The sequence below is a fragment of the Pseudonocardia sp. T1-2H genome, from assembly GCF_038039215.1.
In the GTDB taxonomy this organism is placed as follows: domain Bacteria; phylum Actinomycetota; class Actinomycetes; order Mycobacteriales; family Pseudonocardiaceae; genus Pseudonocardia.
Genome location: NZ_JBBPCL010000001.1, coordinates 6,510,673 through 6,531,698, shown reverse-complemented (window position 1 = coordinate 6,531,698; position 21,026 = coordinate 6,510,673). Strand labels below are relative to the sequence as shown.

At 72.7% G+C, this 21,026-nt stretch carries 22 protein-coding genes and 1 pseudogene; 14 read left to right on the top strand and 9 right to left on the bottom strand.

Annotation, left to right across the window (positions count from 1 at the left end; genetic code table 11):
* Positions 1-157: 157 nt before the first annotated feature.
* The 9 genes from WBK50_RS32210 to WBK50_RS32170 all read left to right on the top strand — a co-directional run bounded on the left by WBK50_RS32210 (position 158) and on the right by WBK50_RS32170 (position 10,456).
* The gene (locus tag WBK50_RS32210; RefSeq protein WP_341339151.1) at positions 158-616 is read left to right on the top strand and encodes an FHA domain-containing protein FhaB/FipA; all 459 of its coding nucleotides are present in this window, start codon (positions 158-160) and stop codon (positions 614-616) included.
* Positions 613-1,941 carry a PP2C family protein-serine/threonine phosphatase gene (locus WBK50_RS32205; protein ID WP_341339150.1) on the top strand — a complete coding sequence of 443 codons (1,329 nt, stop codon included), beginning with the start codon at positions 613-615 and terminating at the stop codon, positions 1,939-1,941. The genes WBK50_RS32210 and WBK50_RS32205 overlap by 4 nt, the downstream gene beginning before the upstream one ends.
* Positions 1,941-3,419 carry an FtsW/RodA/SpoVE family cell cycle protein gene (locus WBK50_RS32200; RefSeq protein ID WP_341339149.1) on the top strand — a complete coding sequence of 493 codons (1,479 nt, stop codon included), beginning with the start codon at positions 1,941-1,943 and terminating at the stop codon, positions 3,417-3,419. Before WBK50_RS32205 ends, WBK50_RS32200 begins: the two co-directional genes overlap by 1 nt.
* Positions 3,416-4,885, top strand: a complete 1,470-nt coding sequence (locus WBK50_RS32195; protein ID WP_341339148.1) for a peptidoglycan D,D-transpeptidase FtsI family protein — start codon at positions 3,416-3,418, stop codon at positions 4,883-4,885. The genes WBK50_RS32200 and WBK50_RS32195 overlap by 4 nt, the downstream gene beginning before the upstream one ends.
* A 43-nt stretch (positions 4,886-4,928) precedes the next feature.
* Entirely contained in the window at positions 4,929-6,749 is a 1,821-nt protein-coding gene (locus WBK50_RS35525) for a protein kinase domain-containing protein (RefSeq protein ID WP_445942330.1), read from the top strand.
* A gap of 108 nt (positions 6,750-6,857) precedes the next feature.
* Positions 6,858-8,840 (top strand): Stk1 family PASTA domain-containing Ser/Thr kinase, encoded by a 1,983-nt coding sequence (gene pknB / locus WBK50_RS32185; RefSeq protein ID WP_341339576.1) that lies wholly within the window; start codon positions 6,858-6,860, stop codon positions 8,838-8,840.
* Between the two features lie 9 nt (positions 8,841-8,849).
* Entirely contained in the window at positions 8,850-9,488 is a 639-nt protein-coding gene (locus tag WBK50_RS32180) for an aminodeoxychorismate/anthranilate synthase component II (protein WP_341339147.1), read from the top strand.
* A gap of 187 nt (positions 9,489-9,675) precedes the next feature.
* A complete protein-coding gene (gene crgA / locus WBK50_RS32175; RefSeq protein ID WP_297502825.1) occupies positions 9,676-9,933 on the top strand; it encodes a cell division protein CrgA in 258 nt (85 codons plus the stop codon).
* Between the two features lie 88 nt (positions 9,934-10,021).
* On the top strand, positions 10,022-10,456 hold the full coding sequence (locus tag WBK50_RS32170) for a PH domain-containing protein (protein WP_341339146.1): 435 nt from the start codon (positions 10,022-10,024) through the stop codon (positions 10,454-10,456).
* 293 nt (positions 10,457-10,749) lie between these two features.
* On the opposite strand, the gene WBK50_RS32165 is transcribed toward WBK50_RS32170, so the two are convergent.
* Positions 10,750-11,412 carry a rhomboid family intramembrane serine protease gene (locus tag WBK50_RS32165; protein ID WP_341339145.1) on the bottom strand — a complete coding sequence of 221 codons (663 nt, stop codon included), beginning with the start codon at positions 11,410-11,412 and terminating at the stop codon, positions 10,750-10,752.
* Positions 11,413-11,643: 231 nt separating this feature from the next.
* Positions 11,644-12,183 (bottom strand): peptidylprolyl isomerase, encoded by a 540-nt coding sequence (locus WBK50_RS32160; RefSeq protein WP_341339144.1) that lies wholly within the window; start codon positions 12,181-12,183, stop codon positions 11,644-11,646.
* A 46-nt stretch (positions 12,184-12,229) separates the two neighbouring features.
* Between WBK50_RS32160 and WBK50_RS32155 the strand changes: the two genes are divergently transcribed.
* Positions 12,230-12,682 carry a hypothetical protein gene (locus tag WBK50_RS32155; protein ID WP_341339143.1) on the top strand — a complete coding sequence of 151 codons (453 nt, stop codon included), beginning with the start codon at positions 12,230-12,232 and terminating at the stop codon, positions 12,680-12,682.
* Here WBK50_RS32155 and WBK50_RS32150 read toward each other — a convergent pair.
* Positions 12,679-13,773: an alpha/beta hydrolase family protein gene (locus WBK50_RS32150; protein WP_341339142.1), complete on the bottom strand. Its 1,095-nt coding sequence runs from the start codon at positions 13,771-13,773 to the stop codon at positions 12,679-12,681. The genes WBK50_RS32155 and WBK50_RS32150 overlap by 4 nt on opposite strands.
* 503 nt (positions 13,774-14,276) lie before the next feature.
* On the opposite strand from WBK50_RS32150, the gene WBK50_RS32145 reads away from it, so the two are divergent.
* Positions 14,277-14,786: a hypothetical protein gene (locus WBK50_RS32145; protein ID WP_341339141.1), complete on the top strand. Its 510-nt coding sequence runs from the start codon at positions 14,277-14,279 to the stop codon at positions 14,784-14,786.
* A gap of 234 nt (positions 14,787-15,020) precedes the next feature.
* Here the strand turns inward: WBK50_RS32145 and WBK50_RS32140 are convergent, their stop codons facing one another.
* The 3 genes from WBK50_RS32140 to WBK50_RS32130 all read right to left on the bottom strand — a co-directional run bounded on the left by WBK50_RS32140 (position 15,021) and on the right by WBK50_RS32130 (position 17,570).
* Positions 15,021-16,283: an Nramp family divalent metal transporter gene (locus WBK50_RS32140; protein ID WP_341339140.1), complete on the bottom strand. Its 1,263-nt coding sequence runs from the start codon at positions 16,281-16,283 to the stop codon at positions 15,021-15,023.
* On the bottom strand, positions 16,280-16,936 hold the full coding sequence (locus WBK50_RS32135; RefSeq protein WP_341339575.1) for a metal-dependent transcriptional regulator: 657 nt from the start codon (positions 16,934-16,936) through the stop codon (positions 16,280-16,282). The genes WBK50_RS32140 and WBK50_RS32135 overlap by 4 nt, the downstream gene beginning before the upstream one ends.
* Before the next feature lie 196 nt (positions 16,937-17,132).
* The gene (locus WBK50_RS32130) at positions 17,133-17,570 is read right to left on the bottom strand and encodes a MarR family winged helix-turn-helix transcriptional regulator (RefSeq protein WP_341339139.1); all 438 of its coding nucleotides are present in this window, start codon (positions 17,568-17,570) and stop codon (positions 17,133-17,135) included.
* Between the two features lie 78 nt (positions 17,571-17,648).
* Between WBK50_RS32130 and WBK50_RS32125 the strand changes: the two genes are divergently transcribed.
* From WBK50_RS32125 to WBK50_RS32115, 3 genes and pseudogenes are all read left to right on the top strand, one after another.
* A complete protein-coding gene (locus WBK50_RS32125; RefSeq protein WP_341339138.1) occupies positions 17,649-18,020 on the top strand; it encodes a hypothetical protein in 372 nt (123 codons plus the stop codon).
* Positions 18,021-18,081: 61 nt separating this feature from the next.
* Positions 18,082-18,978 carry a pyridoxamine 5'-phosphate oxidase family protein gene (locus tag WBK50_RS32120; RefSeq protein WP_341339137.1) on the top strand — a complete coding sequence of 299 codons (897 nt, stop codon included), beginning with the start codon at positions 18,082-18,084 and terminating at the stop codon, positions 18,976-18,978.
* A gap of 70 nt (positions 18,979-19,048) precedes the next feature.
* A pseudogene (locus tag WBK50_RS32115) lies at positions 19,049-19,495 on the top strand (DinB family protein); the annotation flags it as partial.
* Positions 19,496-19,593: 98 nt separating this feature from the next.
* Here the strand turns inward: WBK50_RS32115 and WBK50_RS32110 are convergent.
* The 3 genes from WBK50_RS32110 to WBK50_RS32100 form a co-directional block, all read right to left on the bottom strand.
* Positions 19,594-19,998, bottom strand: coding sequence for an STAS/SEC14 domain-containing protein (locus WBK50_RS32110; protein WP_341339136.1), 405 nt, complete (start codon positions 19,996-19,998; stop codon positions 19,594-19,596).
* Positions 19,922-20,338: a DUF2252 family protein gene (locus WBK50_RS32105; RefSeq protein WP_341339574.1), complete on the bottom strand. Its 417-nt coding sequence runs from the start codon at positions 20,336-20,338 to the stop codon at positions 19,922-19,924. The genes WBK50_RS32110 and WBK50_RS32105 overlap by 77 nt, the downstream gene beginning before the upstream one ends.
* Before the next feature lie 251 nt (positions 20,339-20,589).
* Positions 20,590-21,015, bottom strand: coding sequence for a DUF7144 family membrane protein (locus tag WBK50_RS32100; protein ID WP_341339135.1), 426 nt, complete (start codon positions 21,013-21,015; stop codon positions 20,590-20,592).
* Positions 21,016-21,026: the final 11 nt, after the last annotated feature.

Here is a 21,026-nt window from a genome sequence, read left to right as displayed (position 1 = left end):
CGGAGCGCCGGGAGCGGCGCACCGGGGACAGCGGATCGGACGTGTCGGCACGTGTTGCTACGGTCCGCGCCGGGAGAGACCGGCGCGGCCTCCTGGCTTGCGCCGATGATCCGTCCGGATCGTCGGTCGGACAGACGTGGATCGGGGTAGGCGACGAGTGCCCGAGTTGGTGCTGCAGCTGACCAGAGCGGGCTTCCTCGCCCTCCTCTGGCTGTTCGTGCTGGTCGCCCTGCGGGTGGTTCGCTCCGACCTCTACGCGGCGTCGGGGCTGCGGGCGATCATGCCCGGCGGCGGGCGGGTCACCGCCCGGTCGGGTCGTGCCCGCACGGCCCGTCAGCTCCTGGTCACCCAGGGGCCGCTGGCCGGCAGCCGGATCACCCTGGACTCCCGGCCGATCCTGATCGGCCGGGCGGACGACTCCACCCTGAAGCTGGACGACGACTACGCCTCCACCCGGCACGCGCGGATCAGCCAGCAGGGTGAGGAGTGGTACGTCGAGGATCTCGGGTCGACGAACGGCACGTATCTCGATCGGGCTAAGGTCACCGGTCCCACCCGGGTACCGCTCGGGACCCCTGTCCGTATCGGCAAGACGGTGATCGAGCTGCGCTCATGACGCTGGTCCTTCGCTACTCCGCCCGCAGTGACCGCGGTCTGGTCCGGCAGAACAACCAGGACGCGGTGTACGCCGGCCCGCGCCTGCTCGCCCTCGCCGACGGCATGGGCGGCCACGCGGCCGGGGAGGTCGCCTCCTCGCTGGTCATCTCCGCGCTCGCCCCGCTGGACGAGGACGACCCGGGCGACGACCTGCTCGCCGAGCTCCGGGACGCCACCTTCCAGGGCAACGCCGCGATCACCCGGCACGTCGCCGAGGCGCCGGACCTCGAGGGCATGGGCACCACGCTCACCGCGATCCTCTTCGCCGGTTCGCGCCTCGGGATCGTGCACGTCGGGGACTCCCGCTGCTATCAGCTCCGAGGCGGGGTGTTCACCCAGATCACCAAGGACGACACGTTCGTCCAGTCCCTGATCGACGAGGGCCGGATCACCGAGGAGGAGGCGCACACGCACCCCCAGCGCTCGCTGCTGCTGCGCGCCATCACCGGCCAGGAGGTCGAGCCCTCGCTGACGATCCGCGAGGCCCGCGCCGGGGACCGCTACCTGCTCTGCTCCGACGGGCTGTCCGGCCCGGTCAGCGACGAGACGCTCGCCGACACCCTGCGCGAGTACCGGGACCCCCGCGAGTGTGCGGACCGGCTGATCGAGCTGGCCCTGCGCGGCGGCGGCCCGGACAACATCACCTGCATCGTCGCGGACGTCCTGGACGTGGACTACGGGGACGTCGCGCCGATCGTCGGGGGCTCGGTCGGCAACGGCCTGGACGACGAGCGGCCGGGCGCGGACACCGCCGCCTCCCGCGCGTCGGCCACCACGCTTCCGCGGGCCCTGCCGCGCCGCCTCGAGCCCGCCCAGGTCGCCGAACCCCCGCGCCGGCGGAGCCGCTGGAAGGCCGTCGCCGCGCTGGTCGCGGTGCTGGTGGTGCTCGGGGCGGGCGCAATGCTGGCCCGCAGCTGGGTGCTGCAGCAGTACTACGTCGGCGTCCGGGCCGAGCAGGTCGTGATCTACCAGGGCGTGCGCGGCAGCGTGCTCGGCCTGCCGCTGCAGACGGTGGCCGAGACCACGGACATCACGCTCCCCGACCTGCCCGAGGACCTGCGGACGTCGGTGCGGGACGGGATCGTCGCGACGGACGGCCTGGTGAGCGCCCGCAGCACCGTCCAGCGCCTGCGGGACCGAATGCTGCCGATGTGTCCGGCGGCCACCACGCCCACGGTCGAAGTCCCGGCGCCGCCCGCGGACCCCGCCGCGCCGCCCGTCGAGACCACGCCGTTGCAGACCGTGGCCCCTGAGCCGGGGACGACCTGCCGGCCGGCGATCTGATGGCCCCGAACGTCAGCACTCCGGACGTCGGGACCGGCCGCCCGGCCGCGAACCCGTCGTCGGCCCCCGCGCTCCCCACCGGGCGCGGGATCGAGCTGGTCCTGCTCGCCCTCGCCGCGGTGACGACGACGGCGGCCCTCGTGCTCGTCGAGGCCAACCAGGAACAGCAGCTCACCAGCTCGCTCGTCTACGTGGGGCTGGCGTACCTGGCGCTGTTCGGGATCGCGCACCTCGCGGTCCGGAAGTGGGCGCCGTACGCGGACCCGCTGATCCTGCCGTCGGTCGCCCTGCTCAACGGCCTCGGCCTGGTGATGATCCACCGCCTGGACCTGGCGGACGCGGACCGCGCCGCGCTGACCGGCGGGGACGTCCCGGCCGCGCTGATCACCCGGCAGGTCGCCTGGACCACGGTCGGGTTGGCCCTGTTCATCGCGGTGCTGTGGTTCGTCAAGGACCACCGGACGCTGTCGCGCTACACCTACACCGCCGGCTTCGCCGGGCTCATCCTGTTGGCCCTGCCCGGCCTGCTGCCGTCGTCGATCTCCGAGGTCAACGGGGCGAAGATCTGGCTGCGGCTGGGCATCTTCTCGATCCAGCCCGGAGAGTTCGCGAAGCTGCTGCTGATCGTCTTCTTCGCCGGGTTCCTCGTGCAGAAACGGGACCTGTTCGCGACGGCCGGGCGCCGGTTCCTCGGCATGGAGCTGCCGCGCGCACGGGACCTGGCGCCGCTGCTCGTCGCGTGGGGGCTCTCGGTCGGCGTCCTCGTCGTCGAGCGGGACCTCGGGACGTCGCTGCTGTTCTTCGGGATCCTGCTGGTGCTGCTCTACGCGGCCACCGAGCGGGTCTCCTGGATGATCATCGGCCTGGCGTTCTTCGCCGCCGGAGCGACGGTCGCGTACCAGCTGTTCGGCCACGTCCAGATCCGTGTGCAGGTGTGGCTCGACCCGTTCTCGGACTTCGACAACCGCGGCTACCAGATCGGCCAGGCGCTGTTCGGGCTCGGCACCGGCGGTGTCGGCGGCACCGGGCTCGGCGCGGGCCGGCCGGACCTCGTGCCGTTCGCCGAGAGCGACTTCATGCTCTCCACGCTCGGGGAGGAGCTGGGCCTGATCGGCCTGGCCTCGATCCTCGTCGTCTACCTCGTCATGATCACCCGCGGGCTGCGGTCCGCCCTGGCCGTGCGGGACAGCTTCGGCAAGCTGCTCGCCACCGGTATGTCCTTCGTCATCGCGCTGCAGATGTTCGTCGTCATCGGCGGGGCCTCGAAGCTCATCCCGCTCACCGGCCTGACCCTGCCGTTCCTGTCCTACGGAGGTTCTTCCCTGGTTGCGAACTACGCCCTGGTGGCGCTGCTGCTGCGCATCTCGAACGCCGCGCGCGCACCGCTGACCCGGCGTCCCGTGCAGCCGCAGGCCCCGATCGCCGAGGCCAGCACGGAGTTCGTCCAGCGGCCGGACGTCAAGAAGGCCGACACGTGAACACGCCGATCCGCCGCATCGCCATCGCCGTGATGGCGCTGATCCTGATGCTGCTGGGCAACCTGACCTACGTCCAGGTCGTCAAGGCCGGGGACTACCGCAGCGACCCGCGCAACCAGCGCGTGCTGCTCGCCGAGTACGCGCGCAAGCGCGGCCAGATCAGCGCGGACGGCCAGGTGCTCGCTCAGAGCGTCGCGACCGACGACCGGCTGAAGTACCAGCGCCAGTACACGAACGGCCCCGCCTACGCGCCGCTGACCGGCTACTACTCGGTGGTCTACAGCTCCAGCGGGATCGAGCGGTACTCGGACTCCGTGCTCAACGGCAGCGACGACCGGCTCTTCGGCCGCCGGCTCTCGGACCTGATCACCGGCCGGGACCCGAGCGGCGGCAACGTCGTGCTGACGATCCGGCCGTCGGTGCAGGAGCGCGCCTACAAGGAGATGGCGGACAAGGGCTACGCGGGTGCCGTGGTGGCCCTCAACCCGCAGACCGGCGAGATCCTCGCGATGGCCTCGACGCCGTCGTACGACCCGAACCCACTGGCCAGCCACAGTTCGTCGGCGCAGCAGAAGGCCTGGGCGGACGCGAACGCCACGGACCCGCCGACGCTGGTCAACCGGGCGATCTCGGAGACCTATCCCCCGGGCTCGACGTTCAAGCTGGTGGACACCGCGGCCGCGCTGCAGAACGGCTACACGCCGGACAGCCAGCTGACGGCGGCCTCGAACATCACGCTGACCAACACGAACACCACGCTGGAGAACTTCGCCGGGACGCCCTGCGGCACCGGCGCGACCGCCTCGCTGCGCGACGCCCTGGCCCGTTCCTGCAACACCGCGTTCGCCGAGCTCACCGGGAACCTCGGCGAGGACAAGATCCGCGCGCAGGCGGAGGCGTTCGGGATCGGCCAGTCCGACCTGGCCATCCCGATGCCGGTCACCGCGTCGTCGCTCGGGGACATCCCGGACACCGCCGCGCTGCAGCAGTCCGGCATCGGGCAGCGGGACGTGCGGATGACCCCGCTGCAGAACGCCATGATGGTCGCCTCCATCGCCAACGGGGGGCAGACGATGGCCCCGCACCTGGTCAAGGAGATCCAGGGGCCCGCGCTGGACGTCCTGGACACCACCCAGCCGGACCGGCTCGGCCGCTCGATGCCGGCGAACGTCGCCTCCACCCTGACCGATCTGATGATCGGTTCGGAGAACCGGACACAGGGCGGCGGCAAGATCACCGGCGTGCAGATCGCGTCCAAGACCGGGACCGCGGAGCACGGCACGGACCCGAAGAACACGCCGCCGCACGCCTGGTACGTGGCGTTCGCGCCGGCCCAGAACCCGACGGTGGCCGTGGCCGTCCTCGTGGAGAACGGCGGGAACCGGGCGCTCGAGGCCACCGGCGGTTCGGTCGCCGCGCCCGTCGGGCGCGCGGTGATCGCGGAGGCGCTGCGGGGTGGGCGATGAGGCAGCAGCCACCGAGCGGGGGGCCACCGGCCGGGGTCGCCCCGTGAGCGGTCCGGGAGCCCTGGCGGCGGGGCAACGGATCGCGGACCGTTACGAGCTGGGCCGGCGCATCGCCGTCGGCGGGATGGGCGAGGTCTGGGAGGCCTCGGACATCCGGCTGGGCCGGGACGTCGCGGTGAAGGTGCTGCGCCCCGAGCTGTCAGACGACCCGGAGTTCCTGCACCGGTTCCGGGTCGAGGCGCGCACGGTGGCCTCGCTCAACCACTCCGGCGTCGCCTCGATCCACGACTACGGCGAGGACGACGCGCCGCAGGAGAACCGGCGCACCGCCTACCTGGTGATGGAACTGGTCCGCGGCGAGCCGCTGTCCGCCCGGATCGCCCGCGGCCCGATCGACGCCGAGGAGACGCTGCGGATCGTCGAGCAGGCGGCGCACGCGCTGCACGCCGCGCACGAGCGCGGGTACGTGCACCGCGACGTCAAGCCCGGGAACATCCTGTTGCGCGTCGACGGCACGGTGAAGCTCACGGACTTCGGCATCGCCAAGGCCGCCAACGCCGTCCCGGTCACCCGGACCGGGATGGTGATGGGCACGGCGCACTACATCGCTCCCGAGCAGGCCAGCGGGGGCGAGGCGGGTCCCGAGGGGGACGTGTACTCCCTCGGCATCGTCGGCTACGAGTGCCTGGCCGGGCACCGCCCTTTTCGCGCGGACAACGCGGTGGCCGTCGCGATGATGCAGGTGCGGGACGAGCCGCCGCCGCTGCCGGACACCGTGCCCGAGCACGTCCGCTCGCTCATCGCGGCGGTGCTGGTCAAGGACCCGGCGCGGCGCTATGCCGACGGCGAGGAGTTCGCCGCCGCCGTCGCCGCCGTGCGTCGGGGCGAGGGCCCGCCGGTCCCGGTGCGGATCTCCGGTGCCTCCGGTTCGACGCCGACCCCGGCGAGCGGCCCCGTCGCGACGGTGTCGCCCGGTACCCGGCGCCCCGCCGGTTCCCGGCCCGGCCCCGACGGTCCGGACACCGACGCCCGCGCCGTGGACCGGGCCGAGCGGAAGCGGAGCCGGCGCGCCGAGAAGGCGGCCAGGCGACGCAAGGACGAGAAGGAGCGCGCCGCCGGGTCCGGGGCCGCCCCGGCCGCCCGGGAGGAGCAGGAGTCCGCGCCGGACCCGAAGGCCGACCTGCGGAGACCGGCGGCGGAGACGTCTGCGGCCCGGGCGTCGTCGGCCACCCGGACCGCCACCCCGCCCCCGGCCGAGCCGGTCGCCGGGCCCCCGGTGGACACCGGCGGGCGGCACGCCGTCGAGAACGCGGCCGTCCGGGCACCGGACGACGCGGGTGACACGCTCGCCGAGCCGGACACGACGGGGCCGCGCAGCGTCGCGAGGGCCGTCGCGGCCCCGGCGGCCTCCTCGTCGGGCACCGCGGCACCGGCCGCGCCCCGGACCCCTGCGCGGCCGACCCCGTCGGGGCGCGACGCGCACGCGGACCTCCGGATCTCCGGACCGCCGACGGGCCCCGGGGCACGCCCGGGGACGCCCGCCCACTCGATCCCCCACGTCGCCCGCATCACGGACCGCCCGCCCGTCCCGCCGGCCCCGCCCACGGAGCCGTTGCGGCTGGTTCCGAGCTCGCGGGGAACCAGTTCCGTGCTGGTCGTGCTGTTCGTCGTCGTCCTGCTGGCGGCCATCGCGCTGGCGGTGTTCGCGGTGCCCCGGCTCTTCGACGAGGCCCACGGCACTCCGACGACGAGCGGTTTGCCCGGTAGCGTGTCGAGCCGGGTGGGCCTCCTCGCCGGTTCGGCGGTGGCCGACCCTCCCGCACGGCGGTTCGTCGCCGCGACCGATCCCGGGGAGGCCCGGTGAGCCCGCACAGCGGGCGACCCGGCGCAGACCGATGGTCGGCCACGCGAGCCGAGCACCACCCCGTCGTGCCACCCGGCATGATGAACCGAACCCCCCGAGCGCACAGGAATCGGCACCGATGACGACCCCCGACTGCTGTCCGAACGCTACGAACTGGGCGAGACGCTCGGTTACGGCGGCATGTCCGAGGTCCACCGCGGCATGGACACACGGCTGAGCCGTGACGTCGCCGTCAAGGTGCTGCGCGCGGACCTCGCGCGGGACCCGCAGTTCCAGATCCGCTTCCGCCGCGAGGCGCAGAACGCGGCGGCGCTGAACCACCCGGCGATCGTCGCGGTGTACGACACCGGTGAGGTGCAGAGCGAGTTCGGCCCGCTCCCCTACATCGTCATGGAGTACGTCGACGGGCAGACGCTGCGCGAGGTCGTGAAGACCTCCGGCCCGATCCCGCAGCAGCGGGTCATCGAGGTCATGGCGGACGTGTGCGCGGCGCTGGACTTCAGCCACAAGCACAGCATCATCCACCGTGACGTGAAGCCGGCGAACATCATGATCACCCGCACCGGCGCGGTGAAGGTGATGGACTTCGGCATCGCCCGCGCGCTCGGCGAGGGCCAGAACGTCACGCAGACCGCGGCCGTCATCGGGACCGCGCAGTACCTCTCCCCCGAGCAGGCGCGCGGTGAGGCGGTCGACGCCCGGTCGGACGTCTACGCCGCCGGCTGCGTGGTGTTCGAACTGCTGACGGGCGAGCCGCCCTTCACCGGGGACACCCCGGTCGCGGTCGCCTACCAGCACGTCCGGGAGGACCCGCGGCGCCCGTCGGAGGTCAACCCGCAGGTTCCGCCGTCGCTGGACGCCGTCGTGCTCAAGGCGTTGAGCAAGAACCCGGCCAACCGGTACCAGTCGGCGGCGGAGATGCGCGCGGACCTGATCCGGGTGCGCAACGGCCAGCAGCCGCTCGCGCCGATGGTGATGAGCGAGGAGGAGCGCACCACGTTCCTCAACGCGGACACGAACGTCCGCGCCACCCGGCGGATCGCGGCGGCCGGGGATGGCGGCGGTGGCCGGCACACCATGTCGCCCGGCGAGGTGCAGCCCTGGCAGGACGAGCCGCAGAGCAAGCACACCGGCCGCAAGATCGGTGTCGGCATCGCGGTCGCGGCGGTGCTGGCCCTCCTCGCGTTCGTCGCGTTCGAGGTCTTCGGCGGCCCCTCGACGCCCACCCAGGTCGCCGTACCGAACGTCGTCGGCGCGCTCCCGGACGCCGCGCGCGCCCAGATCTCCACCGCCGGCCTGCTCGTGAACCTCAAGCAGGAGCCGTCGACGGTCGAGCTGAACGGCAAGGTCACGCGCACGGACCCGGCGTCGAACGTGCAGGTCCCGGAGCGCAGCACGGTCACCATCTTCGTCGGCACGGGCCCGGCGCAGGCCACCGTGCCCGCGCTGGACGGCAAGAGTCCCGCCGAGGCGCAGACCCTGCTCGAGGCGCGCGGGCTGACGCTGGGCGCCCAGACGGAGCAGGAGACGGCGGACGAGAGCCAGGTCGGCAAGATCCTCTCCTCGAACCCGGCCGCGGGTGTGGACGCCCCCGGTGGCAGTGCGGTCGCGGTGGTCGTCGGCAAGGAGCAGACCACCGTCGCGGTCCCGGACGTCAGCGGGCAGACGGAGGACCAGGCCAAGCAGACGCTCACCAACGCCGGCTTCCAGACCCAGAGCACCCAGGTCGACGGCGCGGGCGAGGAGGGCTCGATCGTGGGCACGAACCCGCAGGCCGGAACCAGGGTGCAGAAGGGCAGCACCATCACGCTGCAGGTCTCGAAGGGCAACCGGGTCGAGATGCCCAACGTGGTGGGCCAGACCGTCAACGACGCGGCGAGGACCCTCAGTGCCGCCGGCATCAACAAGAACGTGCAGGCGCAGGGCCAGCAGGTCTCGGACCCCTCGCAGAACAACCGCGTCCTCGCCCAGTCCGTCCCCGCCGGTACCGCCATCGACCCGGACAACACCCAGATCACCCTGACCGTCGGGCAGTCGGGCAACGGGCGCGGCGGCGACAACGGCGGCGGCGACGGCCTGTTCGGGAACTAGGCTGAACCCATGCGCGTCCTCGTCGTCGACAACTACGACAGCTTCGTCTACAACCTCGTCCAGTACCTCGCCCAGCTCGGCGTCGAGACCGTGGTCCGGCGCAACGACGACGTGGACCTCGACGAGCTGGACGAGGTCGGCGCCGTCCTGGTCAGCCCCGGCCCCGGCACCCCCGAGGCCGCCGGTTCCAGCATCGACGTCATCCGGGCCTCGGCCGAGCGGAACCTCCCGCTGCTCGGTGTCTGCCTCGGCCACCAGGCCATCGGCGTCGCCTGGGGCGGCGTCGTCGAGCGGGCACCGGAGCTGCTGCACGGCAAGACGTCGCTGGTGCACCACCCGGGCGTCGGGGTGCTGCGCGGCCTGCCGGACCCGTTCGTCGCCACGCGGTACCACTCGCTGTCGATCCGCCCGGACACGCTGCCTGCCGAGCTCGAGGTCACCGGCTCCACCGAGTCCGGCCTGATCATGGCCGTGCGGCACCGGGACCTGCCGATCGAGGGCGTGCAGTTCCATCCCGAGTCCGTCCTCACCCAGGGCGGGCACCGGATGCTGGCGAACTGGCTCGCGACGGCCGGACACGTCGCCGCGGAGCCGCTGATCGAGGACCTCGGCGCCGAGGTCGCGGCGCTCACGGCGGGCCTGCACTAGGGCCTCACGCCCCAGCACGCCGTCCGGACCCACGCGCGCGATCGACCGCGCGTCGTACTCGATCGGGCGCGGCGAGGGTTGCGGGCCGTGTGAGCAGACCTCCGGCGACCCGGCACGCTACCGTGGTCGGCGAGCACACCGACCGCCGCGGGTCGACCCTGCACCGCACGTCAGACGAGGTTTTCCGATGCCGAAGTCCAAGGTCCGCAAGAAGGCCGCCTACACGCCGCCGACCGGCCGGTCGCCCGTGAAGGTCGCCGGACCCACCCATCCCGTGTACATCGCCGTGATGCTCGGCCTGATGCTCGTCGGCTTCGCGTGGCTGGTGGTCAACTACATCGCCGGCAGCAGCATCGGCTTCATGACCGCGCTGGGCTCGTGGAACTTCCTCATCGGCTTCGCACTCATCGTGATCGGTCTCCTGATGACCATGAGATGGCGCTGAACAGCCGAAACACACAAATGTGAGACCATCCCCACTGTGGATAAGCCCTGTGGACAACCCATGCAGCTACCCTGGGTGATCCGTGCCGATGAGTGATCGGACGCGGTGGAGCCCGGCCGCCGGCCTCGTCGCCGTCGGCTGGCTGCTCACGGCGGGCGCCGTCCTGTGGTGCGTGCTGCTCTTCGCCTCCGGCGCGGACCCGGCGGGTCGGCTGATCGCCGGGGTCGCCGCTGTCGGACTGCTGCTGGCCTCGCTGTTCGGCACGGTCGCCCGGCCGCGCCTCGCCGCGGACGCCGCCGGCGTCACGGTGCGGGGGCTGCTCGGCGCGCGACCGTTCCCGTGGAGCCGGGTCCAGGGGGTGCGCGTGGTCCGGATGCGGCGGCTGGGCCGGGAGAGTTCGATGCTGGAGCTGGACGTCCGGGACGCCGCCGGTGTCGAACGGCTGATGGTCTTCGGGCGGCTGGACCTCGGCGCGGAGCCCGAGGACGTCGCGGGCCTACTCGCCGCGCGCCGCCCGGTCTAGGGCATCCGCCCGGACGTGGTGGCGGACCACCCGGACGGCCGGGCCCTGCATCACCGCGGGTGCCGCGAGACCCCCCGCTCGGAGCCTCGTGCCCGGCGGCACCGGGTTCCTACGCTGGTGCACAGGCCCGGTCGTCGACGAAGGAGGTTCTCGCGTGAACAGGACGCCGATGCGCGGCACGGACGGCTGCTCCACCGGTTGCGGCTGCAGCAAGCCGGACTAGACGGTAGGAGGGTCCGGAGACGGAACGAGGGCCGCCGGGACGTTCCCGGCGGCCCTCTGCGTGCGAGGGACTACAGCGACAGCGTGATCGCGAGCAACGCCACCACGGCGAGGCCGGCGATCGCCCCGGCCTGCACGAGGTTCCGGTTCCGGGCGGGCGCGTAGACGAGCGCCGCCGTCGCGGCCGCGCCGACCACCAGCCCGCCGAGGTGCCCGGCGAGCGAGATCCCCGGGAGCACGACGCTGATCACGATGTTCACCGCGATCAGCCCGAAGGCCTGGCTCGGCGGTACCCGCATCCGGCGCAGCACCACGGCCAGGCCGCCCATCAGCCCGAACACCGCCCCGGACGCGCCGGCGACCGCCGCGTCCGGTGAGAAGAGCATCACCGCGGCCGAGCCGCCGAGCAGCGAGACCAGGTAGACGGCCAGGAACCGCGTCCGGCCCAGGACGGTCTCCACGTCCCGGCCGATGACCCACAGCGCCAGCATGTTGAACACCAGGTGCAGCGGGCCGTAGTGCAGGAACCCGGCGGTGACGAGCCGCCACCAGTTGCCGGCGGCGACCTCGTCGGACTGCAGGACCCAGTCCTGGAACAGCGCCGACGCGTAGTTGTCGCCGAGGCTGCCGGACTGCCCGACCGTCCACGCGAAGACCAGGACGTTCAGGGCGACCAGCACCGGCGTCACGATCGGCCGCGCCCGCGAGCGCTGCGGCGCGCCGGCCAGGGTCACCCCTCGCCGGGCACCTCCCTGCCGGACCGACCGGTTGCCCTCGGCGACGCAGTCCACGCACTGGTACCCGACCGACGCCTCGCGGAGGCAGTCCGTGCAGGCGGGTCGGCCGCAGCGCGTGCAGCTCAACCCCGTGGGCCGGTCGGGGTGCCGGGCGCAGACGGCCGGTGCGTCCGGCGGAAGAGGTCCGGCAGGGTGGGTCACGAGGGCCCTCTCCTCACGGAGGTTCCGTCAGGAGATCTCGACGTGCTGGATGACCACGTCGGTGAGCGGCCGGTCGGACCGGTCGGTCGGGGTGTTCGCGATGGCGTCGACGACGGCGCGGGACTCCGCGTCCGCCACCTCACCGAAGATCGTGTGCTTGCGGTTCAGGTGCGGCGTGGGGCCGACCGTGATGAAGAACTGCGAGCCGTTCGTGCCCGGGCCCGCGTTGGCCATGGCCAGCAGGTACGGGCGGTCGAACTTGAGCTCCGGGTGGAACTCGTCCGCGAACTGGTATCCGGGCCCGCCGCGGCCGGTGCCCGTGGGGTCACCGCCCTGCAGCATGAACCCGCTAATGACGCGGTGGAAGATCGAGCCGTCGTAGAAGGGGCCGCTGTCCCCGCCGCTCGCATTGGGCTGTGAGTAGTCCTTCTTACCGGTCGCGAGGTCGGCGAAGTTCGCCACGGTCTTGGGGGCGTGGTCCGGGAACAGCGTGATCCGGATGTCGCCCTCGGACGTCCGCAGCGTCGCGGTCTGGTTCGAGTTGCCTGGGTCAGTCACGACTACCATCGTGCCAGGAGTGGCGGTCCACGCCCACGCGGGAAGAGGTCCGGTCATGAGCAGGAGCATCGGCACGACCACCCACGAGGCCCTGGGGCGGGCCCGCGAGCAGGCCGGAGCCGCTCTCTCGACCCTCGGCGGCACCGTCGAGGAGGTCGCGCACGAGGTCGTCGAGCGGATCGAGAAGGACGCCCCCGTGCTGGCCGAGAGGGCCGCGGACAAGGCCAAGGGCCTGCTGGACGAGTCCGGCACGCTGCTGGACCACGCCGTCACGGCCGTCCGGAAGGACCTGGCTCGCCGCATCGAGCCCGAGCCGACGCCGGTCGCCTGGTGGCGCTGGGTGGCCGCCGGTGGCCTCGTCGCCGCGGTGCTCGCCGGGATCGCCTACGTGGTGCTGTCGCGCCGCCCGCAGGAGCTTTCGGTGAACGACGTCGCGGAACCGCCGTCGACGATCCCGCCCACGGACGTCGTCGGCCCGGGTGCGGACGCCGCCCGCGGCCTCCGCTAGGCCACGACCCCGGCGTCGCGCAGGAACGCGGTCACGGCCTGCTCGTAGCGTTCCGGGTCCGCGTTCCACGCCGCTGTGTGCTCGACACCCGGCACCTCGAGGTAGCGGATCGGCCAGTCGAGCGCGCGTCCCGCCGCCGCCAGGGCCCGGCTGGAACTGGCCGGGACCGCCGTGTCCGGGCCGCTGTGCACGATGAAGGTCGGCGGCCGGTGCTTCGGCGGGGTCCGCCGCAGGTCGAAGCGGTCGAAGTCGATGCCGATCCGCCGCGTCGCCGTCGCGGTCGCCAGAGGCACCAGCGCGGGCGGGACGAGCCGGTTCGCCGCCTGCAGGCGCAGGCAGGCCCGCCAGTCCACCAGCGGCGCGTCCCACACCATCGCGTCGACGAGGTGCGCCTCGGCGGAGCGGTCCAGGAACGCACCGCAGATGGCCGCGCCCATGGACCAGCCGACGAGCACGATCCGCTGCGCCCCGCGGGACGCCGCGTACCGTACGGCCGCCTCCAGGTCCTCCCACTCGGTGTCCCCGAGGTGGAAGTAGCCGTCCGGGCTCGGCGGGGCCTCCGGGTCGTTGCGGTAGCTGACCACCAGCTGCGGCAACCCGAGCGCGTGCAGCGCCGGCAGGATCCGCAGCGCCTCGCGCCGGGTGCCGCCGCGGCCGTGGATCGCGATCGCCCAGGTCGTCCCCGCCGCGGGGACCTCCCAGGCCGGCGCGGGGCCGAGCGGGGTGTCGATCACGACCTCGTCGAACGCCAGGCCGTGGGCGCCGGGATCGGGGTCGTAGGGCCCGGCGTCGACGACCGCGGGCGCGACCGGCGGAACCGGCCCGGACAGGAGCCGGCGGACGACGCCGCGCTTGTCGTCGCGCAGCACCGGCCCGAGCACCGCCAGGCCCTCCGACCAGCGCAGGCCCCAGACCCCGGGCTGCAGGACGAGCCTGCTCCGGGCGAGGGTCACCGTGCCCTCGCCCGCACCCAGCACCCGCTCCGGGTAGAGGACGGAGCGGCGGGTGTCCAACAGGACCGTCGCGTAGTGGGTCCCGATGCCGAGGCCCAGGCCGAGGCCCGCACCGGCCCCGATGCCCAACCCGACCATGATCCGCGACAGGTGCGCCGAGCCGGTGATGATCCTTCACTTCCCTTCACGGTGATGGCAGAGCGCCGATGACCTCACGCTGAAGCATGTAATCCGTACGGGTGGCGACCTCAAGGGTTGCAGGAACTTTGTCACTCGAAAGGCTGAAGGTCGCCTCCAGAGCGCGATATTCCACATCTCGACGCCCCGACCCTCGTTGGGCCGCCCGAAGCACCATCGTTTTCCGAGACCCCCGATCGGAAGGATCCACCAGAGATGAGCAGTCTCGCCAGGCGCACGCTGCGTACGTCGGCCACCATTGCGGGAGTCGCCGCCATCGGCGTCGGCTTCGCGGGCCAGGCCCTCGCCGCGCCGTCGCTGCCGGAGCTGCCCGCAGCGCCGGGCTCCCCGCGGCGCCGGAGCTGGCCGCGCCGGACCTCGCGGCTCCGGAGCTCTCCGCGCCCGAGCTCCCCTCGCCCGATTCGATGTCCCTGCCTGGGCTCTTCAACTTCGAGATGCCGACCGTGAGCACGCAGACCGGCCCCGAGGACGCCGCGGTGCCGGCCTCGATGCGGACCGCGGGCCTCCCCGAGGCTCCGGGCGCCCCCGAGCTTCCCGGCTGCGCCTGCGTTCCCCGGCCTGGACGCGCTGCCCGCGGCCCCGTCCCTGCCCGAGGCCCCCTCGCTGCCCGGGGCCCCGTCCCTGCCCGAGGCCCCGTCGCTGTCCGAGCCCCGGGTTCCCCGCAGGTCGCCGGCGAGCTGGCCACCCCGGCCGGCAGCATCCCGCTGGCCGGGCCGGAGCTCCCGGCGCCGGCCCTGCCCGAGCTGCCGGCGCCCGCGCTCGGCGCGCCCGCGCTGCCGAAGCTGGGTGCCCCGGCGCTCCCCGAGCTGGGTGCCCCGGCGCTGCCGGCCCTGCCGTCGACGCAGGACCAGAACTTCGACGGGAACGACTACAAGGTCGGCGCCGCGGACGCGGTCGCGGCTCCGGACGCCGCGAGCCTCGCCTCGCAGATCGCCGGTCTCGCCGCCCTCTGATCCACCGGTGAGGTCCGCTCCCCAGATCTCACCCTCGCGAACCCCCTCAGGACCGGTCACGACGGTGTGGACCGGTTCCTGCAGGGCGCGCTGACCCCGAGCGCACGGTCGTCGACACGATCCGGCGGCTCCTGCACTCGGGATCGACGCGGCACGTCGGACGGCCCACCGGTCGTCCCGCGTGCCGCGTCCTTCGTGTGTCCGCACGGCCCGGGGTGACCGTGTGCCGCCCACTCAACCGACGAACGTCTGCCAGAGCAGCACGCCGTTGAGCCCGACGATCGCCGTGGCCGCGACCGACGCCGCCACCGTCGTGATCCGCCGGTTCACCAGCTCCCCCATCACGTCGCGACGACGGGTGAGCAGCACCAGCGGGATCAACGCGAACGGGATGCCGAAGGACAGGATCACCTGGGAGAACACCAGCGCCTTCGTGGGGTCGATGCCGAGGCCCAGCACCACGAGCGCCGGCGCCAGCGTGATCAGCCTGCGCAGCAGGAGCGGGATCCGCCGCCGGATGAACCCCTGCATGACGACCTGGCCCGCGAACGTCCCGACCCCGGCCGACGCGAAGCCGGACGCCAGCAGGGCGAGGGCGAAGGCCGTCGCGGCGGGGTGGTCCAGCACCCGGCCGAGCGCGGCGTGCACGCCCTCCAGACTGCCGGTGTCCTCCGGTACGGCCGATCCGTGGAACAACGCCGCGGCGATCACCAGCATCGCCATGTTGACCAGCCCCGCGAGGCCCATGCCGAGGGTGACGTCGATGCGCTGGTGGCGGAGCAGGAACCGACGCTCGTCGAGCGTGGTCGCGGGGTTGCGGTCCTGGGTGAGCGCCGAGTGCAGGTAGATGACGTGCGGCATGACCGTGGCGCCGAGGATGCCGGTGGCGAGCAACAGGCTGCCCGGGCCGTCGAACATCGGGATCAGGCCGGCGGCGAGCTCGTCCGGTTCCCACGGGATGCGGAGCGCGGTGACCAGGAAACCGATCAGGATCACCGCGAAGAGACCGGCGATCGCCAGCTCGAACGGCCGCTGCCCGCGCTGGTGCAGCCCGAGCAGTGCGAACGCGACGACGCCGGTGATCACCCCGCCGACGAACAGCGGCAGCCCGAACAGCAGGTGCAGGGCGACGGCGCCGCCGATCACCTCGGCGAGGTCCGTGGCCGCGGCGACGATCTCCGCCTGCACCCACATCCCCCGGCTCACGGGCTTCGGGTACTCCTCGCGGCACATCTCGGCGAGGTTGCTGCCGGTGGCGATGCCGAGCTTCGCCGACAGGCCCTGGATGAGCATCGCGAGCAGGTTCGCGCCGACGATCACCCACAGCAGCAGGTAGCCGAAGTCGGACCCGGCGGAGAAGTTCGTGGCGAAGTTGCCGGGGTCCACGTAGGCGATGGCGGCGACGAACGCCGGGCCGATCAGCGTCAGGCCACCCCGGCGGCCACGCGCCCGGACGTCCGCGACAGCGGTCGACCTCGCGGATCTCACCGCGCTCATTCATCCCCCTCGACGATCGTGCCGAACACCAGACGGGTCAGGACCTGACCGAGGGCGAGCGGCTCCCCGCCGAATCGCACCCAGCACGAGCCGCCGTAGGGCTCCTGCTCGCCGACCTCCAGGACGACGCCGGGCCGGATGCCCTTCTCCCCGAGGTAGCGCAGCGCGTCGCTGTCCCGGTCCGAGACGCGCTCGATCCGGAAGCGGCTCCCGGCGGGCGTGCCCGCGAGCGGACGGCCCCAGCTCTCGTCGTGCGCGCCGGCCGAGGGCGGGATCGGGTCCCCGTGCGGATCGCGGGTGGGGTGGCCGAGCGCGGCGTCGATGCGGGCCTCGAGCCGCTCGCTCAGCGCGTGCTCGAGCAGCTCGGCCTCGACGTGCACCTCGTCCCACGGGATGTCCAGCACGCGGGCGAGGAAGGTCTCCAGCAGCCGGTGCCTACGGACGACGCGCAGCGCCTCCCGCTCCCCCTGCGCGGTGAGGTGCACGCCCGTCCCGCGCTCGACGAGCCGGCCGTCGCTCAGCCGCTTCATCATCGCCGAGACGGACGGCGAGGACACGTGCAGCTCGCGCGCCAGCGCGCTGGTGGTGACCGCCTCCCCGCGGGTGCTCAGCAGGAAGATGGTCTTCAGGTAGTCCTCGACGGCGGGCGTCATGGTTCCCACGAGCCGGATGTTAGACATGTCTAATTCGTTCGGTCGATGCCTCTTCTCAGATTGAGACGAGTGGCGCAGCCGGCCCGCTCGCCGTCCTGACCGATCCGGACCGTCTTTTTCGTCGATATGACGTTTATCTATGTCGGCGCTGTTCCGAGGCTTCTTTCACGAGTGACGAGAACATCCTCGCCAGGTTTCACAGGCCGCGGTGCTCCGCGAGCTCGCGGAGCTGGTCACGGAGGGGCCCGGGCTCCTCGCCGAAGTACCGGGCGTCGACCTCCCGGGCGACCGCCGTCGCGCGGTCGACCACCTCCCGGCCCGCTCGGGTCAGTGCGATCCGGACCGCTCGGCCGTCGACCTCCGTGGGGCTGCGGCTGACCAGCCCGCGCGCGGAGAGAGTCCGGACGACCTTGGACGTCATCATCCGGTCCGCGCCGGCCTGCTCGGCCACCTCCTGCTGGATCGGCGGCCCGTGCAGGTCCTCGAGCCAGGCCACCGAGGCCAGATGAAGGAACTGGGTGGGCGTCAGGCCGAGGGGCTGCAGGCTCCCGGCGAGGTCGGCGCGCCACGCAAGGGCGGCGTGGTGCAGCCAGAACCCGGCCGACGACAGCGGGCCGGGCTCGGGGGTCGTCACCCCCAGATGTTGTCACGACGACATCACGGTAGTCACGACAACAAGAAGAGATCTCGGTTGCGCCGACGGCGCGATGTCGTGACCGTGCTCCCGGCTCCGACGTTCACCGTCGCCGAGGAGACCGCGCTCGACGCGGTCGACGAGTGGATGGAGCTCGACGCGCTCCCCCAACACTTCGAGCACCCGCCCCGCGAGCGCGAGCTCCTCGGCCCGGGCCGCACGCTGGCCTTCGAGGCGACCGACGTGGACACGGCCTGGTTCGTGGACCTGACCGGGGACGTCATCGTCTGGCGCCGGTCGCACGAGCCGGCGGCCGTGGGCGTCCGGGCCCCGCTGACGGACCTGCTCCTGGGGATCTACCGGCGCACGCCGTTGCCGCGCGACGGGGCCGAGATCCGGGGCGATCGGGACCTGCTGGACCTCTGGCTGACCCACGCCGCCTTCGGCTGAGCGTCCGGCGCCACCGGGCCACACTGGTGCGGTACACCCGGACGAGCTGAGGACGGTCCCGATGACCAGCGGCTTCCACGAGGGCGAGCTCGCGGTCCAGCGGCGCGCCGGGGTCGCGGACGAGGCGTCGCGGCTCGCCGGGATGCTGGACGATCCGGATCTCGCCGGCGCGATCGGTGGTTTCCTCGCCGAGCGTGATGTCGCCGTACTCGCCGCCCGCGACGCGGACGGCCGGCTCTGGATCTCCCCGCTCGTCGCCGCGCCCGGGTTCCTGGACGCCCACGGCACCCGGCTGCACGTCCACGCCTCCCCCGCCGAGGGGGATCCGCTGCAGGCGCTCCCGGACGGCCAGCGCGTCGGCCTGCTGGCGATCGAGTTCGCGCGACGCCGTCGCGTCCGGGTCAACGGCACGCTGACCGGCGCGGGCGGCGACGGCCTGACGATCGCCGTCGAGCAGGCGTACGGCAACTGCCCGAAGTACATCCAGCAACGGCGGCTCGAGCGCACCGCGCCGGAGGGGCCGCGCACCGTCCGCCGGTCGTCGGCACTCGCGGCGGCCGACATCACGCTGATCGAGGCGGCGGACACCTTCTTCCTCGGCACCGTCCACCCGGCCCGCGGCGCCGACGCCTCGCATCGCGGCGGCACCCCCGGTTTCCTCCGCGTGGACGGCGGCACGTTGTGGTGGCCGGACTATCCCGGCAACAACATGTTCAACAGCCTCGGCAACCTCGCTTCCGACGACACCGCCGCGCTTCTCGTCGTCGACTTCGACACCGGAGCGACGCTGCAGCTGTCCGGTACCGCGACCGTCGAGTGGACCGCGCCGGGTGAGCCGGGCGACGACGGCGGTACCGGCCGTCGCGTCCGGTTCACCCCGGACCGCGTCGTGTCCGGATCGGTGGCGCTGCACGCCGGCGACGTCGCCCGCTACGGACGCAACCCACCGCTGACCTGATGGCTGGCTGCGCGGGTGGGCGGCCCGGCGAGCGCTGGAGCAGCTGGCACGAAGATGATCAGGCCGCGGCGGCCTGGTCAAGCACGTGGCGAGCCTCGAGTTCGGCTACTTCGGCGCCACCTTCGGCCGGTCGTCCGACGAGGCCCTGCCCTGGTTCGCCGACGACGCCGAGCCCAACGCGGACATGTGGGCCACGGCCGAGGAGCCCCGCGAGCAGATCGTCGGCCTCTATCACCGCGCCTGGGCGCACGCCGACGCCACGATCGACGCACTGGCGCTGGACTCCGTCGGCCAGGTGCCGCACTGGCCGGCCGACCGCAGCGAGGTGACCCTGCACCTGGTCCTCATCCACATGATCGCGGAGACCCAACGGCACGCCGGGCACGCGGACATCGTGCGGGAGCTGGTCGACGGGGCGGTGGGTCTGCGGACCGGCAACGACAACATGGCGCCGGTCGATCGGGCCTGGTGGGAGGACTACCGCAACCGGCTGGAGAGCGTGGCGCGGGAGGCATAGGCCCCACCGCGCGTCAGGCCAGGCGCTCGGTCAGCCGGAAATGCCACTGCGAACATGCTGAGGGAGAGCGGGGCCAGGGCGTAGCTGCTGCGGTGCGACTACCCGTCATGGTCGGGTTGCTGTTCGCGCTCGTCGGCTCCGGCGACCCACGCCTTGGCGGACTCCAGCTGTGCGACAGGGAACCCGCGCAGCTGCCCCGGTACCAGGACCGACAGCACGCGCAGCGCCGGTCGAAGCCAGCTCTCGTCGCTCACGATGGCGACTCGCTCGTACGCGGTGGCGTGACGCGCCGCGAACTTCATCTCCTCCTTCACCGCATCGCCCTCGTAGTCCCGAAGTTGCGGGCCGAGCAGATAGAGCAGACGCACCTTCCGCCCGTCGGCGATCTCCCGCCTCAGGACGGGCGCAACGATCTCCTCGAAATCGTCATCGTCGACGTCCCCGTGTGCCTCGAATCCAATGGTGCCAGCCGGCATGTCCGATATCTGCTTGAACATCTCCATCTCCGGTGACGGTCGGCAGCAGCATCAGCGGACGCGCCTGATGACCAATACGGTTGCTGCTGTGCTCGACATGTTCCGTCGGGCTCGGCGCTCGAGCCTCACCCGTCTCGGGTGACCCAGGTCGTCCCGAGTCCGCGCCTTCGCCAGGCGGCAGGCCAGCCGTTTGCGGCGGCTGGGTGCGAGACGGCTGCCTCCACGGCGGCGCCCCGCTTCCGCGCCGCGAACCCGCGCTCGCGACCCGCGACCCGCGACCCGCGACCTCGATGCTCGCCGCCAGCCGCTTCACGTCCCGCTCCCACGGGCCGGGCAACGTCTCGCCGAAGTCGTTGACGTCGAGCACGAGTCGTCGCTCCGGCGAGGCGAAGGACCCGAAGTTGGACAGGTGCGCGTCCCACCTCCGGCCCGGAGACGGGGGTGCCGGTGAGATCGGCGGCCATGACCGCGGCGGACCCGCGGAAGAAGCTGAGCGGCGAGAGCGCCATCCGGGCGTAGCGGATCGGCAGCAGTTCGGGCACCCGAGCGGCGTCCTCGGCCATCCTTCGCCGTGACAGGTCGGGCGAGTTGAGCCGAGCGGTCAAAGCAGGCGGTTGATCAGACGACATCTTGCTGCTGGCAGGCGAGCGCCCAGATGACGGCGACGTCCAGGGCGATGATCAGAAGCGACCAGACCGGGTAGTGCGGGATGAACAGGAAGTTGGCGAAGATGCTCAGCGAGGCCAGGACGATCCCCACGAGCCGGCCCCACGTCTTGCGCTGGATAACGGCGACGCCGGCGAGGGCGACCACGGCTCCGAGCAGCAGGTGCACCCAGCCCCAGCCGGTGATGTCGAAGGAGTAGATGTAGCCCGGGGTGCTGACGTAGATCTCGTCGTGGACCAGCGCGGCGATCCCGAGCAACGCCTGACAGATTCCGACGACGATCATGATCGTGCTGGCGAAGATCGTGAGGCCGGTGGCCCAGCCGCTCGTGCGTCCCGTTGCGCCTGCCGACGGCGGGTGGATGGTTGTGTCGCTCATCGTGTGCTCCC

What these genes read in the sequence shown, in the direction of transcription:
- WBK50_RS32180 (WP_341339147.1), top strand. Translation starts at nt 8,850, where the DNA reads ATGCGCGTCCTCGTCGTCGACAACTACGACAGCTTCGTCTACAACCTC.
- WBK50_RS32100 (WP_341339135.1), bottom strand. Translation starts at nt 21,015, where the DNA reads ATGAGCGACACAACCATCCACCCGCCGTCGGCAGGCGCAACGGGACGC.
- WBK50_RS32170 (WP_341339146.1), top strand. Translation starts at nt 10,022, where the DNA reads ATGAGTGATCGGACGCGGTGGAGCCCGGCCGCCGGCCTCGTCGCCGTC.
- WBK50_RS32110 (WP_341339136.1), bottom strand. Translation starts at nt 19,998, where the DNA reads ATGGAGATGTTCAAGCAGATATCGGACATGCCGGCTGGCACCATTGGA.
- WBK50_RS32200 (WP_341339149.1), top strand. Translation starts at nt 1,941, where the DNA reads ATGGCCCCGAACGTCAGCACTCCGGACGTCGGGACCGGCCGCCCGGCC.
- WBK50_RS32140 (WP_341339140.1), bottom strand. Translation starts at nt 16,283, where the DNA reads ATGAGCGCGGTGAGATCCGCGAGGTCGACCGCTGTCGCGGACGTCCGG.
- WBK50_RS32135 (WP_341339575.1), bottom strand. Translation starts at nt 16,936, where the DNA reads ATGACGCCCGCCGTCGAGGACTACCTGAAGACCATCTTCCTGCTGAGC.
- crgA (WP_297502825.1), top strand. Translation starts at nt 9,676, where the DNA reads ATGCCGAAGTCCAAGGTCCGCAAGAAGGCCGCCTACACGCCGCCGACC.
- WBK50_RS32155 (WP_341339143.1), top strand. Translation starts at nt 12,230, where the DNA reads ATGAGCAGGAGCATCGGCACGACCACCCACGAGGCCCTGGGGCGGGCC.
- WBK50_RS32205 (WP_341339150.1), top strand. Translation starts at nt 613, where the DNA reads ATGACGCTGGTCCTTCGCTACTCCGCCCGCAGTGACCGCGGTCTGGTC.
- WBK50_RS32150 (WP_341339142.1), bottom strand. Translation starts at nt 13,773, where the DNA reads ATGGTCGGGTTGGGCATCGGGGCCGGTGCGGGCCTCGGCCTGGGCCTC.
- WBK50_RS32160 (WP_341339144.1), bottom strand. Translation starts at nt 12,183, where the DNA reads ATGGTAGTCGTGACTGACCCAGGCAACTCGAACCAGACCGCGACGCTG.
- WBK50_RS32120 (WP_341339137.1), top strand. Translation starts at nt 18,082, where the DNA reads ATGACCAGCGGCTTCCACGAGGGCGAGCTCGCGGTCCAGCGGCGCGCC.